This is a genomic window from Aquimarina litoralis (assembly GCF_039523995.1).
Taxonomy (GTDB): domain Bacteria; phylum Bacteroidota; class Bacteroidia; order Flavobacteriales; family Flavobacteriaceae; genus Aquimarina; species Aquimarina litoralis.
This window is the reverse complement of sequence record NZ_BAAAGE010000001.1, coordinates 1,580,630-1,599,578: the sequence shown is the minus strand read 5'-3', so window position 1 is coordinate 1,599,578 and position 18,949 is coordinate 1,580,630. Positions and strand designations below refer to the sequence as shown.

Below are 18,949 nucleotides of genomic sequence, written 5' to 3'. Positions count from 1 at the left end.
GAACGTATCTTAAAAGATGAAATATTATCTTATTGCAGGAGAAGCATCTGGCGACTTACACGGAGCCAACCTAATGAAATCTATTCTTAAAGAGGATCCCAACGCCGAAATTAGGTTTTGGGGAGGAGATTTAATGCAATCTGTTGGAGGTACTATGGTACTTCATTATAAAGAAAGAGCCTTTATGGGTTTTTTAGAAGTTATTAGGAATTTATTTAAAATTTTAGGATTCATAAAGCAGTGTAAAAAAGACATTGAAGAATACAACCCAGACGCACTCATTTTAATTGATAATTCTGGTTTTAATCTACGAATTGCAGAATGGGCAAAACCAAAAGGATATACTACTCACTATTATATAAGTCCCCAAGTATGGGCATCTAGAGCGGGAAGAGTAAAAACTATTAAGGCAAGCGTAGATTATATGTACGTAATACTACCTTTTGTAAAAGATTTTTACAAAAAATATGATTATGATGTAAATTTTGTAGGACACCCCCTTATCGATGCCATAGCGGATCACACACAGGTAATGCCAGATGATTTCAAAAAACAATATCGACTAGATGATCGACCAATAATAGCCATATTACCTGGAAGTAGAAAACAAGAAATTCGCAAAATGCTTGAGGTAATGCTCAGTGTTGTCGATGATTTTTCTGAATATCAATTCGTCATTGCAGGAGCTCCAAGTCAAGATGAAGAATTCTATGAGCCTTTTATAAAAAAAGAAGGAGTTCATCTCATTATGAACAGGACTTATGACATTCTAAGTTTAAGTACTGCGGCTTTAGTAACTTCAGGAACAGCAACCTTGGAAACAGCGCTATTTAAAGTCCCTCAGGTAGTATGTTATAAGGGAAATGCTATTTCCTATCATATAGCCAAGAGAATTATCAATCTTGATTATATTTCTTTGGTAAATCTTATCATGGACAAACCTGTGGTTACCGAATTAATACAAGGAGATTTTAATACAAAAAAACTTAAAGAAGAACTTACAATTATATTGGATGACTATAAAAGAGCTGTCATGTTCTTAGAATATTATGATCTAGAAAAGAAATTAGGTGGAAAAGGAGCCAGTGACAAAACAGCTAATCTAATTGTAGAAAAAACGAAATAAACAATACATCCCAAAATGAAAAAGCTATTGTATCTGCTTGTTGTACTAAGTATTACGCTCTCTTCCTGTGGAGGTGCTAAAAAGAGAAGTGCCGTTTCGAGAAAATCCACGAAGACTTCTAAAAAAAGTACTCGAGCTAATGCCAATAGCAAAAAAATAAAAAGCATAATTGACTATGCAAAGACTTTTGAAGGTACAAGATATAAATATGGGGGCACCACCAAAAGAGGCATGGACTGTTCTGGATTGGTATACACTTCTTTTAAGAAAGAAGAAGTTGTACTCCCAAGAACTTCTAGAGCTATGGCTACGCAAGGCATTAAAGTATCCTTGAAAAATGTAGCAATTGGAGATCTATTGTTTTTTAAAACCAATAAAAACAAAAGTAGCATTAATCATGTAGGGTTGGTAGTAAAAACAGGAAAACAAATACAGTTCATTCATGCTTCAACCTCTAAAGGAGTTACAATATCGAGTTTAGACGAACGTTATTGGAATAATTGTTTTGCTGGAGTTAGAAGGATCTTATAGCTTTTTCACTTTATTTTATTTATTTTTTATTTCCTTCTTTCTAAATTCCCCTAATTTATTATAAATTAGTATACTAAAACTCATTAAACCAATGGAATACTCATTAGATCCTCTAGAAGTAAAAAAAGTTATTGATGCTAAAGTAAATGGACAGGAATATGATGAAGATCAATTCATCTATTACCATCTAAATAGAAATCTTTTTAATGTAAAAAAAGAAATTACTTCTCTAACACACTACATGGGTAATAAATTCAGAGATAACAAAGGTTATATTTGGGAAGAAGCTCCCAGATTTAAAAATTGGTTTCATACACCTAAATCTAGATATTTCGGAAGTTTGGTTGGTATGAAACCATATAGCAGAAAATTTTTACGTTTAGACAAAGAAAGTGGGATCGGAGGAGAATATGAAATGATTATTCGCCATGATGGTAAAAGAATTGACGCTTTAACCCACGAAGGTTATCAGGAAACGTATAACTTTGGCCCAACAGCTAATTCTAGCCTCCACATCTTACTAGATGTGGATCCGCACGGACCTCACCCAGACTACACTGTTAAAATAGATACTGGAAAAGTAACTATCAAAGATAAAAAAGCTGAACTTTCAGGAACTACCAGACGAAGAAATCGAATCAGAAAATAACTTACATTATAAATTTTAGAATTTGACACCTATTTGATGAACAAAATAGGTACTAACAGGTAACAACTACTGTTTTCAACACACGATTAATTATAGGCTCATAATACCTATACATTAATCTGTTAGTAGTGAAAAAGTTACTTAATGTTCCTTTTGTAATTTTAACCATTTCCTTGGTTCTTGGAATTATCTTAGGATACTATATTTCCATATCGCTTAGAATAGCTATTATACTTCAAACTGCAAGTATAACTGGTTTAACTATTTCTTGGTGGTACGCCAATAGAATATTTCGTAGTACTATTCACTTTAGTGGTTTAGTTATAATTACATTCTTCTTTTTTGGTACAACATTAGTAGAATTATATCATCCAAAAAATGATCCGTTTCACTTTACAAATCGGTTGAATAACTCCGAACCACATGTCACATTTGAGTTTTCAGTAAAAAAAAGGCTGAAATCAACATCTTTTTATGACAAATATATCATCAGTCTTACTTCATTAGAAAACAATAAGGTTACAGGAGATGTACTACTTAAGCTACCAAACAAAAGTCTAAAAACTAAGTTAATTACTGGCACATCGTATCTCACATATGCATTGCTTAAACCAATACCAAAACCCCTTAACCCTAACCAATTTAACTATGCTTCTTATATGGGCTACGAATATGTGTATTACCAAACTACTATTGACTTTAAAAATCTAATTCTTACCGATAAAACTAACTTTAGCCTTTATCGTTTGGCAGATATCATTAGAGCCGACATTTTTAAAAATCTAAGCAATTATACTTTTACAGGAAAACAATTAGCAATTATAAATGCACTTATTCTAGGACAAAAACAAGACATTGATATAGATACTTTTAAAGATTATCAAAACGCCGGAGCTACACATATACTAGCAGTATCAGGATTGCATATCGGAATATTACTAATACTCTTAAACTTTTTACTTAAACCTTTGGATTACATCTTTAAAAGAAGTCGAGAACTTAAAATAGTTCTTACTATTATCGCCTTATGGAGTTTTGCAATAATCGCAGGTTTATCACCATCTATACTTAGAGCAGCAACGATGTTTTCCTTTATAACCATTGGCACGTACTTTCGTTCTAAAACCAGTATTTATAATGCTTTGATAATATCAATATTTATATTAGTAATCTTAGACCCATTACTCATATTTTCGGTTGGGTTTCAATTAAGTTACGTAGCCGTTTTTTCTATAATATGGATGCAACCTCATCTTGTAAAAATATACAAGCCTAGATTTTACATTGATAAGATTTTATGGGAAACTTTAACTGTTACTATTACAGCACAAATAGGTTTACTACCCTTATTATTATTCTATTTTCATCAATTCCCACTACTATTCATTATATCAAACCTTATTATCATTCCTATTTTGGGTATTGTTCTTGGTTTAGGGATCTTAGTGATCTTATTAGCAAAGATCCATTTACTGACCGATTGGATCGTTATGACCTATGGGAACCTTATAGATTTCATAAACACCATCATTCATTGGGTAGCTGCACAAAAAGCATTTATCATAAAAGACATCTCTTTTTCCTCTAAAATACTTGTCTCAGGATATCTTTTGACAATCGTATTTATACAAACTTTAAGGAACTATCATATCAAAAGACTATTCGCGCTATCTGTTGTAATAGCACTATTTTTGTCTGTATTAGTTTATGAAAAAAAAATATCTCATAAAGTAGAAGAACTTATTGTTTTTCATAACCCAAGAAATACAATCATAGGAGTGTCTGAAAATCAGCAACTAAAAATATTTTCTAAAGATTCTATTACAGATACAACCATAGATTTTCTAATCAGAGGCCACGTGGTGGCTAATAACTTCGAACTCTCGCCTCCCCAAATACTTCATAATATCTATACCTATAAAGACAAACGTATTTTTATTATTGATGAGAATGGAATATATGATTTACCCAACTTTAAAGCAGATATCATTTTATTAATCAATTCACCAAAAATTCATTTAGATAAAGTAATAGAACAAATACAGCCTGAGCAGATTATTGCCGATGGCAGTAATTATAGGAGTTATCTCGACCGATGGGAAAGCACTTGTTTAAAACAAAAAATCCCTTTTCATCGTACTGACAAAAAGGGAGCATATATACTAAAATAACTAAATTAAATTTCGTTTTTATTGTCTGAAATATTGGTTGTCGCTAATAATTCGTCTACAGGCATTTCCATTACTTTCTTTATAATTTTATGAAGATCTGGAATTACTGTTCTTGCTAGTTTCGTTGGACTATTAAAAAGAATTGTTATTCCCAGGTCTTCTTGAGGAAATAAAGCGATCTCACTTCTGTAGCTATTCACATGACCACCATGATGAATCATACGAGTAGATTCTCCCGTTTTCTTATCTTTAAAATCATGGATACGCCATCCGTGAGCATATTGCGACTCGGTATGTCCTTTCCATTTCTGATAGTACTTACTCTTTCCTGGAAGGTTTATAACTGGATTGAATACATTTTTTAAACCTTGAGTACTCATTACACCTGGATTATGACCCAGCAAGAAACGCATCCACTTTGCCATATCGGTAACACTAGCATTCACTCCTCCTGCAGGTATTGCATTATAATATTTTTTATTCAATTTTAAAGATCTCCAACGTCTACCATACTTTCTATGGGGCATCGCCACATTAGTAGCTGTCTGCAACGAGTGGTAATCCGTAGATGCACTATTCATTTGTAAAGGATCAAAAATCTTTTCTGCAATAGCATCTCCATAAGACTTGCCACTTATCTTTTCGATCATAGAACCGCTTAGAGCGAATACAGCATTCTGATAACTATAAATCTTTCCTGGCTTATCAATAGTACGAATGCTTCTAAATTGACCAGCAATCGTACTCAAATCTATTCCATCCTCCACCAAATTTGTAAAACTATGATATGGTAAACCAGAAGAATGTGATAAGATATGAGACAAGGTTACGCTATCCGACCATTTTTTATTTGCCAATTCAAAATTAGACACATAATCATGTACCTTATCATCCCAATTTAATAAACCTTCTTCCACATATATTCCAGACAAAACTCCTGCAAATCCCTTGGAAACAGAACCTATTCTAAAAATCGTTTCTGGATCTACTTTGTCATTTAAAGAAGCATTTTTCTTTCCGAAACCTTCTAGATAGATTACAGAATCACATTTTACAATACTTACTCCTGCTCCGATAATTTTATTTTGCTGCAATGCCTTATTAAAATATTGCTCTACAGCTGTAGCTAGTAGCTCCTTTTGCTTATCTGAAATTGGGTTTTTGAAAAAGTCAACTGAAGCTAACTTCGGCTGCACTGGTGTAGGTAATTTTGGAGTTTCTATTTTATTGGCAGAAACAAGGGGAAAAAGTAATGCTATTAACAACAACATTGAGGGGGCAATGATGAAACGTTTTTTCATAATAGGTTAAGCTCAAGTTAAGAATATCAAAATCAAGAAAATGGGGATGATTTCAATAATTCTAGTAACGATTTGGTTTATTAAATATTTTAAATTCGCTCAAATATAACGATTATATGCAAATATCATCGTTGAAATACCATTTTTTGTGTTTTTTAACATTTTTTAATGACATAAAACAAATTTTACCAACCTATTTGTAGGATAATACTTTCTTTTTTAGAAAAAGTATTCAAAAATTCGTCAAACTAGTTTAATATCTTCTTTGAAAAGCATATGAATATACTCCGCATGGACTTCTATATTATGTTTATTTTCCAAACAATGGAAAAGGAGATGAATTAATCCATAATCACCAAGGCAATCTCGGTACTCATCCTGTTCTTTGTTTTTTACCCATAAAATGAAACTACATAGATGTCCTATCTCTCCTATTTTCTCTGGTTTCTTCAAACATGCTTTAAACTTATCCAAATCCATACGAGCATACTCATTATACTTTTGCTTACAAAAGTTATAATCAAACGTATGCTTATAAGACCTAAGCTTTCTATTTTGTATTTCATACTTAATACCACTCATATAGTACTATTATTGTTTAATAGGTATTGATGTTATGCATATTTGAATTTTAAGTATATTTCTGTAATACATGCAAAATACACTCCACAAATTGTGTTTTTAAGATTCTTTTAATGAAGTTTAACGAATCTCTATAATTTGGAATAATTCCAATACAAAGATACAAAATTTGGAATAATTCCAATAATTGTTTTCCCCTAAAGTTTGTAAGGACAAGCCTTTTTCAACAAAAAAAAAGCCCTATTCCAAAGTGGTAACAGGGCTTCTTGTAAGATTTATATTTTATCTATAATTTCTTGATAACTGAAACTGAAATTTCTATTCCTGAAGTATTTAGTTCTCTTAAATAAGGAGGTAAAATATCTGTACTATTGTTACCAAACGACTTAACATCGAGTTCTAGCTGTCTATACCTAATTCCAGGTTCTAGAAAAAACTTATCCGACAATTTTAATCGAAGTCTGGCATCCAAGTGAAAACCAAGACCTGGTTTATACTCAATTGGATCTCCAGAAACATCATTTTGGGTAATCTTTAATTTACCAGGAAGGCTATAGTTTCCACCAGCACCAATCACTAAACCGTGTAAAGTATTTTCTGATAATTTAAAAAGTTTATGAACTCCAAAAGTAAAAAATGTACGATTAAAAGTTACTGAACTCTTATTAGAGCCTTCTGTTCCACTTTGTAGCTGAAGAGCTAAATTATATTGAAATCCTAGCGTTCCATAACCATATAGTCCCTTGAACATATGATATTCTGCACCAACTTCTAACCCCATTCCTCCCCCAGGACTGTAGGCCAAGCTCCCTCCATTATAGTCAACAGAATCATAATTAAACCCAATACTCCCGTTTAGTCTTCCTATTAGATTTACTTCTTGGGCAAAGCCAAGATTAAAAAAGGCAAAAACAGCTATTAAACTGAATAAGTTTTTTTTCATTCTTTACGTATTTGAAATTATTATTAATTAGTGTCAAACTTATTCGTTTTGTTACCATATAAATTCTAATAATCGCAACCAAACTTTATATCACCCAATAAATCAAACAATTATAAAAAAACCCTCTTGCCTACTAGACAAAAGGGTCAATTCTATATGGTATATTTGATTTACTTTAGTTGCTAAAGGTACTTACAAATGATTGTTCATATTTTTGCCATGCATCTGCACTTGTTAGGCTTTTATAGTCATCATTGTGAATCATTTTTAGATAGATCTCTAACTGTTTTGGAGTTTTATAACCAACAACTGGTGCTATTAAATTGCCTTTTTCATCAAAAAACACAATACTTGGATATCCACTAATCTTTAGTGCATTTGCAAAGAAATGCTGACTATTTCTACCTTTTCTATTTGGATTGTGATTAGGATTGGTATAGGTAAAATCGTTGTATCTGATTTCTTCAGTTCCTTCGCCGTTAAACTTAACTGCATAGTAGTTAGCGTTTACATAATCCACCACATCTTTATTATGAAAAGTCTTTTTATCCAGCAACTTACAAGGGCCACACCAATCGGTATATACATCCATAAAGATTTTCTTTGGAGTTTGCTTCTGTGCTTCTAGTGCCTCATTCATTGACATCCATTTAATTTCCTGTGCTTGGACAGAAAAAATGAATATACATCCAATTAGAAGAAGTAGGTTTTTCATATGATTAAAATTTGGTTTTACATATTAGTCGGAACAAAAACTATTCCTTATTAAAAACTTTACCCGTTTTGGGTAACGGGTAAAGTAGTATTTTAGTGTTTAATGAATTCCTCCCATCCATTTTCTTAATAATGGCACTAATAATAATAGGATCGCAGCGGCACCAAGTACTACATAAACACCCCAATTTAGGTATGTAGTTGAATAAATATCTAAAGTATCCTGTAATTGAGCATTTTCTGGTAGTTTTTCGCTTGCTGCCCACTCTCCAATTTTTCCTGCCAACTTGTTAGCTAGAGCAAATGAAACAAACCAAACTCCCATTACAAATCCAACAATCTTGGCTGGAGATAATTTACTTACCATCGATAATCCAACAGGTGATAAACTAAGTTCACCAGTTGTATGAAAAAAGTACATTAAAACAATAAATATCATAGGAACAAGACCATCAGTTGAAAACATATTAGCCCCAAGTACAATTACTCCAAAACCTATAGCTAATTGAACTAGTCCTAAAACAAATTTCATAGGTGTTGATGGCTCTAGATTACGCTTCCTTAGTTTACTCCACATCCATGTAAATGCTGTAGCTAGAGTTATAATAAAAAATGCATTCAAAGATTGAAAAGCAGATGCCGGTATTTCACTACCAAAAAGAACTCTATCCACATTTTTATCTGTAAATAGGGTTAAGGAACCACCCGCTTGTTCAAAAAGCGCCCAAAAGAATATATTAAAAGCTGCAAGCACAACTACAACCCAAAGTCGAGTCCCTTCCACTCTTTCTTTACTAATTGCGCCATATATAATTAAACCTGCCAGAATACCAATACCCGCAACTAAAAGTATAATTTCCAAAACTTCATTAAAACTTAATAATGATGCAGTTAATGGTACAAATACTACAGTAGCAATAAGGATCACAACATTCAATGAAATTCCAGAAAACACCTTTTTAACACCAGCTTCCTTAACGACTCCTCTTTCTCCAAAAACATTTCTATTCATATAAAATGTCATCAATCCGAAAAACATTCCTACACCAGCTAATCCGAAACCATAATGCCATCCAACTTTTTCTCCTAAATAACCACATGTTAGCGCTGATAGAAAAGCTCCCACATTGATTCCCATATAAAAAATATTATAAGCACCATCCTTTTGCAGTTTATATTTTTCCTCCTCATAGAATTCTCCTAGAAAACTAGACACATTTGGTTTAAAATATCCATTCCCGACAATAATAAGAGATAGCGACAAATAAAATAAAAGCTCATTACCTTCAAACACTAAACCTTCCATTGCTAAAGCAAAATGTCCTAACATCATCAATACACCACCGAAAATAATCGCTCTTCTAAAACCAAAATATTTATCTGCAATTAATCCTCCAATAACAGGAAATAAGTACACTAACGCTGTATACGAACCATAAACCGCTACCGCTTTTAGATCTGCTCCATCTCCAAGAGCTTTAAACATCACTTTTGCCATATACAGTGTAAGTAAAGCTCGCATTCCATAATAGGAAAAACGCTCCCACATTTCAGCAAAAAATAATACAAATAGTGCCTTTGGATGCGATTTACGATTAGCAACTATTGTCATTGGAACCCATACTAAGCAAAAGGCCCAAGCTACGATCAATAAAATAAGTGTAAAATCCATATAATTAAGAGTGATTGAAAATTAAAATTTATAAGTTGTTTAGTTATTATAAGTTCGTTTTAATAAAATTGGTCATTTTATTGTATAGATGTAATCTTGTGTTACCTCCATAGATACCATGATTCTTATCTGGGTATATTGCCCATTCAAAATCTTTATTTTTTTGCACTAATGCTTCTATCAAACGCATGGTATTTTGCACATGAACATTATCATCTGCACTACCATGTACTAATAAAAATTTACCTTTTAACCCATCTACAAAATTAATAGGAGAGTTATCATCATACCCTTTCGCATTCTCCTGTGGAGTCATCAAATATCGTTCCGTATAGATTGTATCATAAAATCTCCAACTAGTCACGGGAGCGACAGCAATAGCCATTTTAAATGTATCCGGAGCTTTAAACAAACAGTTACTAGACATAAAACCACCATAGCTCCATCCCCAGATACCAATCCTAGAAGCGTCTACATAAGGCAATGCTCCCAACTGTTTAGCAACAGCAATTTGATCTTGTACTTCTAAATTCCCTAAATCATTCTGAGTAACCTTCTTAAATTTTGCACCTTTTAATCCAGTTCCTCTTCCATCTACACAAACAATCATATATCCTTGTTGCGCTAACATCATATACCAGTAATCATTACTTCTATTCCAAACATTGCTCACTGATTGTGATCCTGGTCCAGAATATTGATACATCAGAACAGGATATTTCTTTTTGGGATCAAAATCCTTTGGCTTAATGGTCCACATATTCAATGTTTCTCCATTGATTTCTATCGTAGAGAATTCTTTTGGTCTCACATCGTACTGAGCAAGTTTATCTTTTAGTCCTTGATTATTTTTAATCTCACGAATTACATCACCAGTAGTGGCATTGTTTAATGTAAATTCGAAAGGTGTTTCCGAATTAGAAAAGTAATTAATGTACTGGCTAAAGTCTGCACTAAAATCTGCATCGTTTGTTCCTTCCTTCTTACTCAGTCTCTTCTTATTTTTACCGTCTAATCCAATAGAATAAATATCTCTGTTGATATTTTTATTCTCTACACTTTGATAAAAAATGGTCTTATTCGCTGCGTCATAACCATAGTAATCGGTAACTTCCCATGAACCAGTTGTTACTTGATTAATTAGCTCTCCAGTTTCTTTATAATGATAGATATGGTTATATCCATCTTTCTCACTTGTCCAAATAAAACTATTATCTTCTAAAAACGTAAGATTGTCGGTAATATCGATATATGCCTCATCCTTTTCATTTAAAACCACTTTTGGTGTTTTTGTTTTGGCATCTACAAAAATTAAATCCAGATTATTTTGATGTCTATTTAAAACTTGAACACTCAAAATATCTGGATTGGCAGACCATTTAATTCTTGGTATATAGAAATCTTTGTAATCTCCGAGGTTAATCTTATCCAAAGACATAGTTCCTAAATCAGCTATATGCAAAGAAACTTTCGCATTCTTTTCTCCAGCTTTCGGATATTTAAAAACATCTTGTTTTTGGTATAAGGCAGTACCGTACACATCCATCGAAAATTCTGGAACTTCCTTTTCATCAAATCGTATAAAGGCAACTTTATTGCTATCCGCACTCCAATCAAAAGCTCTTACGAAAGCAAATTCTTCTTCATAAACCCAATCAGTAATACCATTGATGATTTCATTTTTCTTTCCATCATCTGTAAGCTGGATCTCTTCTCCTGTTACAAAATTTAAAACATAAATATTGTTATCCAACACATATGCCAACTTGTTTCCATCAGGAGACAAAGCAGGAGATTGTATTTTTTTATCACTTATTTTGAAACTACTGTTTGAAGGAACATCAAAAATATGATAAATCCCTCTCGAAGAACGGCGATAAATTTGTTCTAATTCAGTAGCCAATAATATTCTTTTTTCGTCTTTACTAAATTCATAATTCTGAAAAAACTGAAGATCATCAATATTAGAAGATTTGATAATTGTATTCGCTTTCTCTCCTGTCGCATAATCATAAACTTCAATAGAAGTACTTTTAGTTTCGCTATTACTTTCTAACACCGAATATTCTTTTCCATTATTCATAGAGTGTAGCGATTGTAATCGTTCTGTTCTAAAGGCACCTCCCCATATTTCTTCTAGTGTAAATGCTTTATTTTGGGCAACAGTTGTAAAACTGACACATAATAGGAATCCTAAAAACAACTGGGTAATCTTCATACTTTTTTGTAAAATTTGTTAACGTCAAGAATACTAAAAAATCCGTGAAAAATACAACAATTGACGTTAAATACAATAAAACAGCATTCGATAATCGAATAATTATTAGCATATCATCAATGAATCTAAGGGAATTGAAAATATATTTCAGCTTAGAACAATTATAAAAAACGCATAAGAATTCTAAAAAATCGATTGAAACCAAACAGAATAGTATCTTTGACGCCAGATCGTAAAAATTCAATATGGCTCCTGTAGTTTCCGGCTTTTCAAAGCTTTCTAAATCAGACAAAATAAACTGGTTGGTAGAACATCATTTTAATAATGATCAAAAAACTATCGAAATACTTAAAACGTACTGGAACTCTGACGAAAAGCTTCAGCAATTACACGATGAGTTTACTGAAAACACCATATCGAACTACTACTTACCATTTTCTGTGGCTCCAAATTTTTTAATCAACGGAGAACGTTTTACCATTCCAATGGCAATTGAAGAAAGTTCTGTTGTAGCTGCAGCTAGCAAAGCTGCTAAATTTTGGCAAAGTCGAGGTGGCTTTAAAGCAGAAGTATTATCTACGACTAAAGTCGGGCAAGTACATTTCACCTTTAAAGGAGATAATACTACATTAAAATCATTCTTTGAAACCATAAAATCTGATCTTATTTCATCTGCTTCTCATATTACCAAAAACATGGAAAAAAGAGGTGGAGGGATTATTGATATTGAGCTAAGAGACAAAACTGATGAAATCGAAAATTACTATCAACTTCATTGCTCTTTTGGAACTGCAGATGCAATGGGTGCTAATTTTATAAACTCTTGCTTAGAGCAGTTTGCCGATTTTCTAACCAATGCTGCCGATTCTTATGATAAATTTTCAGATGATGAAAAGGATATTGAAATCATCATGAGCATACTATCTAATTATGTCCCAGAATGTATTGTAAAAGCTTTTGTTTCTTGCCCAATAGAAAACCTACCTAATGTAGAGGGATTATCTCCTAAAGCGTATGCGCAAAAATTTGTACGAGCTGTAGAGATTGCCAAAATAGAACCCTACAGAGCGGTAACTCATAATAAAGGTATTATGAACGGAATCGACGCCGTAGTACTTGCCACTGGAAACGATTTTAGAGCTATTGAAGCAGGAGCACATGCTTATGCTTCTAGAAATGGTAAATACACAAGCCTTACCGATGCCAAAATTGAAAATGATATTTTTCAATTTTCGATACAAATACCATTAGCCTTAGGTACCGTTGGAGGGTTAACTTCTTTGCATCCTTTGGTAAAACTAGCATTAAACTTATTAGGAAAACCAGATGCCAAACAATTGATGAAAATTACCGCAGTAGCGGGATTAGCACAAAACTTTGGAGCGATCAATTCCTTGATTACAACTGGAATTCAGCAAGGTCATATGAAAATGCATTTGATGAACATTCTAAATCAGTTTGAGGCAACACCCTCGGAAAAGGAATCGTTGATAGCATACTTCAAAACTAATACAGTAAGTCATAGTAAAGTGGTAGAACAAATCGAAAAGCTGAGAAAATAATGAAAACCCGTTTCTTCTTAAAAAATTTAATCCTAATAGCCACCATTACTTTTTGCATTCATATTGCTATAGAATACTTCTATTTTAATCGTTTATCTTTTTTACAAACTGCTATTTCTTCAATGGTATCAGGAATCTTAGTATCGTTGGCTTTTTTATATGCGAATACTAATAAAGAGAAATAACTTTTAACATAGATATTAGCTTAAAAAGAAAAACATAAAAGTTCTTTTTGTGGTCAATAATTTCAGAAAACTGTCATAACTAAATAAAACCTTCGTCCTTACTACAGGAAGTATCTTGGTAATAGCTCATTCCCAACAATAATTAAGTCTTAAGCATTACCTTCAAGGTTTTTAGTTATGCCCACCAAATTATATCTCTTACTATATTTTTACAGAAAGCAGTTTGTAGTGCTTACAATTGCTACGTTATTGCTATTATTTAGAGATAACAACACAAATCTTTCTTTTATTATCCTCATTAAACTACTGTACTTTTTGGGATTAAAAGTATGGCACAAGTTTGTTTCTTATACCAACATGGAGGTTTCATATACAGATCGTTTCTTCTTTTATGAAAACCTTGGCCTGCATCACATGCATCTTTTTCTGGTTGGATTTCTTTTTGATTGTATAATTTCTGCAATCACATTTTATGCATTTCAATACTTTATTTCATGATTTTGGAAATTGACAATATAGAATTATCCTACGGGGATAAGTTTATTCTGAACGGTATTTACATAAAGGCAGAAAAAGGAAAAGTAACGGGAATATTAGGAAGAAATGGATGTGGAAAAAGTAGTTTATTAAAAATTGTTTTTGGGCATTTAAAACCGCAAAATAAGTTAATCCGGATTGATGGAAAACACCAAAGCAAACCCTTATACTTATCCAAAAAAGTAAAATATTTATCTCAAATTGATACCATACCCAAAAATATACCTCTAAAAAGGGTATTTAGACTATTCGATCTTACTTGGGAAAATTTTGTGTCTGAATTCGAAACTTTTCGGAAATATAAAAACCCTCATATATATGATCTATCAGGAGGTGAAAAAAGAATAATTGAAACCTACCTTATGCTCATGAGTTCAGGTGACATTGTATTGTTAGACGAGCCTTTTTCTAACATTACTCCTTTATATGTCGAAAAATTTATCGAACTTATTAAAAAAGAAAAAGCACATAAAATCATCATTATCACCGATCACATGTATCGCCAGATTCTTACTGTATCCAATGAGCTATATTTGATAAAAGACAATACATCGATTCCCATAAAAGAATCTTCTCAATTAGTAGATTATGGATACGTAAACTATCTCCCAACTTAATTAGGTATTGGAACCAAATTCTCTGATCGATCAATTTCTAATTTATTTCTTACCTAATTTTATAAAAGCACTTAAAAAAGTACATTTGTTTTTGACTAATCTATCATATATGTCGAAAAACAAATTTTATAGTCACGGTAAACTACTCTTAACTTCAGAATATTTAGTACTTGATGGTATTCCAGCATTAGCATTACCAACCAAAAAAGGGCAATGGCTAGAGGTAACTGAAAATAAGATCGAACAAATCACCTGGAAAAGTATTGACAATGACAACTTAAAATGGTTTGAAACTACCATACCACTGCCTTTACAAGATTCTTATTCTACAGAAAGTTCTTCTACTTCAATGATACATGACGAGGAAGGATTAGGTATTTCTGAAACACTTTTCAAAATTTTAAAAGTAGCTCAGGAATTAAATCCAAAATTTTTATCCGATCCTAAAGGATATGGTATAGAAACGAAATTAGAATTTAATAGACAATGGGGACTAGGTTCTTCTTCCACACTTATAAACAATATTGCTCAATGGGCTGATGTAGATGCTTATACATTACTCAATAAAAGTTTTGGAGGTAGTGGTTATGATATTGCCAGTGCCAAACATAATAGTCCTATACTATACACCCGTAAAGAAGGAAAACCTCTTGTAAAGGAAATAGACTTTAACCCTATTTTCAAAGACTCTTTATTTTTTATCTATTTAAACAAAAAACAAGACAGTAAACAATCCATCAAACACTATCAATCATTACCTCTTAAAGATTTTGATAAAGCTGCAACTTCCATCACAGAAATCACTCACAAAATAGTTGGCTGTGATTCTTTAGAAGAATTTAATGTATTAGTAGATTTACATGAAGATATCATCTCAAAAATTATTAAGACTCCTGCTGTAAAAACTAATTTATTTTCAGATTATTCAGGAAGTGTAAAAAGTTTAGGTGGCTGGGGTGGTGATTTTGTACTAGCTACAGGAAGTACAAATGACATGAAATATTTTGAAAACAAAGGTTATCAAACGATTATTCCATATACAGAAATGATTTTATAGGCTTTTGTATAGAAATAAAAGGATATACCTCGTTGGATTTATCTGTTTAAAAGAGATATTAATTATATAAAATATCTTTAAATCTATACTTTTCAAACTCATACTATTTTATTTGAAAACCCTACAAAAACGCGCTTACTCAGCGTGTTTTAACCTGTTATCTCTGCAAAAAAGACAATGTACATAAAATGTTAAGATATAATTATTAAAGCAGTAACACATTCCTTCTTTAAATTTGGTTCTTAAACATAATATTCAAAATGAGCTTAAAATGCTCACTAAATAAATCGTCATTAATTAAAAAATAAAAAAAGAATATAAATCAATTTTTTACTTAAAATCTTAAGTAAGTTTTCGTTGATTTTCAGATTTCATTTTTTGATCGATTTATTTATGATTTAATTTTCGCTCGCCACAAATCGTTAAAATGGGCTATAATCTATTTTTGGAAATAAAATTGTAGCTCGAAATTAAAAATTGTCCCGATGAAAAAAAGAAATTTATTTGCTACCTTAATTTTATTACTGGTAGTTTTTCAAGTTAATGCCCAAGTCGTCTATAGCGATGACTTTGATGAAGGAATACTCTCTGTAGAGTCTTCTAGTTCTTATTCCTCATCTTTATCTGGAGGAAATCTGGTTATACAAGGAGATGGTACCGCTGGGGATTTTGATCCTATCGTGTATACTTTGCACAATTCCGGAACAGATATATCGGTAGATGCTTCTGGTAACAATAAGCTTTTTATAAAAGTTTCAGGAACTTCTAATCCCGATTTCAGAGTAGATATACAAGATGAAGATGATTTTGTAACCAACTTTAGTCCGCAATCCGTTAGAATAGATGGTACTTCTACAATTTATGAACTTGATTATTCCTCTAGCTTGCAAGATGGAGGCTATGGAGGGTCTTCTTGTACGCAAGCTACAGCACCATGTCCTGTAGATTCTTCTAAAATTCGATTTGTACAATTTTTTGTAAATCCAGGAACCAATGGAGGTCAGTACAACGGTACGATTACAATAGATTGGATTTCTTTTGGAGAACCTTTAGAAGCTATTCCTCCTCCTTCTACCTTTGATGTTCGTTATAATCAAGTAGGATATCTAACAGGAAGGAATAAGACTATTAGTATTGCAGCGCAAAGTAGCTTTAGTAATCAGGCTTATACAGTTTTAGACAGTAATGATAATATTGTATTATCAGGAACTACAGGACCATCCTCTCTATGGAGTGATTCAGGAGAACATATTGCCAATGTTGATATTTCTGGAGTAGATGCTGAGGGAACTTATCGTTTTCAAGTTGATCAGGAGGAGATTTCTTTTAAGGTCAGTAATGATGGATATGCCGAACTAAGAGAAGAAGCTTTTAAATACTATTATTACAATCGATCGTCTACTGCTTTAGAGGCTACTCATGCTGGCGTATATGCCAGACCAGCAGGAACACCTGACACACAAGTAAGAATACATTCATCAGCAGTTTCTTCTGGTAGGCCTGAAAACTTTATCATATCCTCTCCAAAAGGATGGTATGACGCTGGAGATTATAATAAATATATTGTAAATAGCGGAATAAGCACTTATACCTTATTAGCTGCTTTCGAACACTATAAAACAGAATGGGAAAACTTACAATATAACATCCCTGAACAAGGTGGTGATCTTCCTGATATTTTGGATGAAGTCTTATGGAACTTAGATTGGATGTTAACCATGCAAGATCCTTTTGATGGAGGAGTCTATCATAAGTTAACAGCAAAATCTTTTTCTGGAAGAATTATGCCTGCGGATTACAATTTACAGCGATATGTAGTTCAGAAATCTACCGCAGCCGCATTAAATTTTGCAGCAGTAACAGCGGTAGCATCCAGAATATTTGCCGATTACGAAAGCGTACGTCCTGGGTTTAGCACTCAATTAGAGAATGCTGCTAAAGACGCCTACACTTGGGCAAAAGCAAATCCTACTGTTTATTATAGTCAAGGAGGCGGAGGTCCAGTTTCGGATATTCAAACCGGAGAATATGGAGATACGAATGTAACTGATGAATTTCAGTGGGCAGCCGTAGAATTATTTATTACGACTGGAGAAAACACTTATAAGGATGATATTAATGTAAGCTCTATTGGAGGAGGAACACCCAGTTGGCCTTATAGTGATCCTTTAGCACTTATTTCTATAGCACACCATGCAACCAGTTTAACCGGATCTATAAATGTTACACAGGCCAACAATACTTTGTTAGGAACTGCCAATGAACTAAGAGATCGTGTTAATTCGTCTGCAATGAAAATTACCATGGAAGGCAATGATTACTCATGGGGTAGTAATGGTGCTGTTGGAAACCAGCTTTTTCTACTAATTAGAGCATACGAACTTACAAACGACGAATCCTATTTAGATGCTGCTTACACGGCGATGGATTATATTTTTGGAAGAAATGGAACAGGATTCTCTTATGTTACAGGATTCGGAGACAAGCAAGTATTCGAACCTCATCACAGAATTTCTGATGCCGATGGTGTTTCCGCACCAGTACCAGGAATGATTGTTGGTGGACCACAAAACGAAAATAATCCAGATACTGGAGATTGCTCTGGTTCTGGTGTTAGTTTTCCTACTAACTTTCCAGCGTCTAAATATGTAGATCACTGGTGTTCTTATTCTACCAATGAAATCACTATCAATTGGAATGCTCCGTTAGTGTATGCAATGCATGCGTTAGATTTTTATCAAAGAGAATCAAATACACTATCTATAGATGAAAACGAGCAAATCAAAAATGCGTTTAAGATTTTCCCTAATCCAACAAGCAATGTTTTAAACATTCAATCTTCCTTATCTACCACTATTTCTAAAGTAGAATTATATTCGGTACAAGGAAAGAAAATACTATCTCGCAAAATAGACAAAACAATCGCCAATATAGATATTAGTGGTGTAACCTCTGGCTTGTATCTAGTTAAGGTAATTGCAGAAGGGCAAAACTATACTTCTAAATTAATCAAACAATAGATTAATAATCGGGTTATCCGAATTTTATTAAAAATAAAAAACCACTACATTTTAGTAAGTAGTG

General features: G+C 32.7%; 14 protein-coding genes. 8 read left to right on the top strand and 6 right to left on the bottom strand.

Translation table 11 applies throughout. The features are described from left to right. Nucleotides 1–16 precede the first annotated feature (16 nt). The 4 genes from lpxB (at nt 17) to ABD077_RS06390 (ending at nt 4,477) form a co-directional block, all read left to right on the top strand. The gene (lpxB, locus tag ABD077_RS06405; protein ID WP_343911528.1) at nt 17–1,126 is read left to right on the top strand and encodes a lipid-A-disaccharide synthase; all 1,110 of its coding nucleotides are present in this window, start codon (nt 17–19) and stop codon (nt 1,124–1,126) included. A 15-nt stretch (nt 1,127–1,141) separates the two neighbouring features. Continuing rightward, a complete protein-coding gene (locus tag ABD077_RS06400) occupies nt 1,142–1,657 on the top strand; it encodes a C40 family peptidase (RefSeq protein WP_343911527.1) in 516 nt (171 codons plus the stop codon). A gap of 91 nt (nt 1,658–1,748) precedes the next feature. Then, a complete protein-coding gene (locus ABD077_RS06395; protein WP_343911526.1) occupies nt 1,749–2,306 on the top strand; it encodes a hypothetical protein in 558 nt (185 codons plus the stop codon). Between the two features lie 128 nt (nt 2,307–2,434). After that, on the top strand, nt 2,435–4,477 hold the full coding sequence (locus ABD077_RS06390) for a ComEC/Rec2 family competence protein (protein WP_343911525.1): 2,043 nt from the start codon (nt 2,435–2,437) through the stop codon (nt 4,475–4,477). Between the two features lie 5 nt (nt 4,478–4,482). Here the strand turns inward: ABD077_RS06390 and ABD077_RS06385 are convergent, their stop codons facing one another. The 6 genes from ABD077_RS06385 to ABD077_RS06360 all read right to left on the bottom strand — a co-directional run bounded on the left by ABD077_RS06385 (nt 4,483) and on the right by ABD077_RS06360 (nt 11,907). Beyond that, nucleotides 4,483–5,778 (bottom strand): serine hydrolase domain-containing protein, encoded by a 1,296-nt coding sequence (locus tag ABD077_RS06385; protein ID WP_343911524.1) that lies wholly within the window; start codon nt 5,776–5,778, stop codon nt 4,483–4,485. 243 nt (nt 5,779–6,021) lie between these two features. Further along, nucleotides 6,022–6,360 carry a hypothetical protein gene (locus tag ABD077_RS06380; protein ID WP_299603778.1) on the bottom strand — a complete coding sequence of 113 codons (339 nt, stop codon included), beginning with the start codon at nt 6,358–6,360 and terminating at the stop codon, nt 6,022–6,024. Nucleotides 6,361–6,646: 286 nt separating this feature from the next. Beyond that, the gene (locus tag ABD077_RS06375; protein ID WP_343911523.1) at nt 6,647–7,303 is read right to left on the bottom strand and encodes a hypothetical protein; all 657 of its coding nucleotides are present in this window, start codon (nt 7,301–7,303) and stop codon (nt 6,647–6,649) included. A 175-nt stretch (nt 7,304–7,478) separates the two neighbouring features. Next, nucleotides 7,479–8,018: a thioredoxin family protein gene (locus tag ABD077_RS06370; RefSeq protein WP_343911522.1), complete on the bottom strand. Its 540-nt coding sequence runs from the start codon at nt 8,016–8,018 to the stop codon at nt 7,479–7,481. 99 nt (nt 8,019–8,117) lie between these two features. Further along, nucleotides 8,118–9,689 (bottom strand): peptide MFS transporter, encoded by a 1,572-nt coding sequence (locus ABD077_RS06365; protein ID WP_343911521.1) that lies wholly within the window; start codon nt 9,687–9,689, stop codon nt 8,118–8,120. Nucleotides 9,690–9,735: 46 nt separating this feature from the next. Continuing rightward, the gene (locus tag ABD077_RS06360) at nt 9,736–11,907 is read right to left on the bottom strand and encodes a S9 family peptidase (protein ID WP_343911520.1); all 2,172 of its coding nucleotides are present in this window, start codon (nt 11,905–11,907) and stop codon (nt 9,736–9,738) included. Between the two features lie 245 nt (nt 11,908–12,152). Here ABD077_RS06360 and ABD077_RS06355 point away from each other — a divergent pair, with 245 nt between their 5' ends. The 4 genes from ABD077_RS06355 (at nt 12,153) to ABD077_RS06340 (ending at nt 18,885) form a co-directional block, all read left to right on the top strand. Next, complete coding sequence (locus ABD077_RS06355) at nt 12,153–13,469, top strand: hydroxymethylglutaryl-CoA reductase, degradative (protein ID WP_343911519.1); 1,317 nt, start codon at nt 12,153–12,155, stop codon at nt 13,467–13,469. 679 nt (nt 13,470–14,148) lie between these two features. Next, nucleotides 14,149–14,808, top strand: a complete 660-nt coding sequence (locus ABD077_RS06350; protein ID WP_343911518.1) for an ATP-binding cassette domain-containing protein — start codon at nt 14,149–14,151, stop codon at nt 14,806–14,808. Between the two features lie 109 nt (nt 14,809–14,917). Then, entirely contained in the window at nt 14,918–15,865 is a 948-nt protein-coding gene (locus ABD077_RS06345; protein WP_343911517.1) for a GYDIA family GHMP kinase, read from the top strand. Between the two features lie 485 nt (nt 15,866–16,350). Beyond that, on the top strand, nt 16,351–18,885 hold the full coding sequence (locus tag ABD077_RS06340) for a glycoside hydrolase family 9 protein (protein WP_343911516.1): 2,535 nt from the start codon (nt 16,351–16,353) through the stop codon (nt 18,883–18,885). Nucleotides 18,886–18,949: the final 64 nt, after the last annotated feature.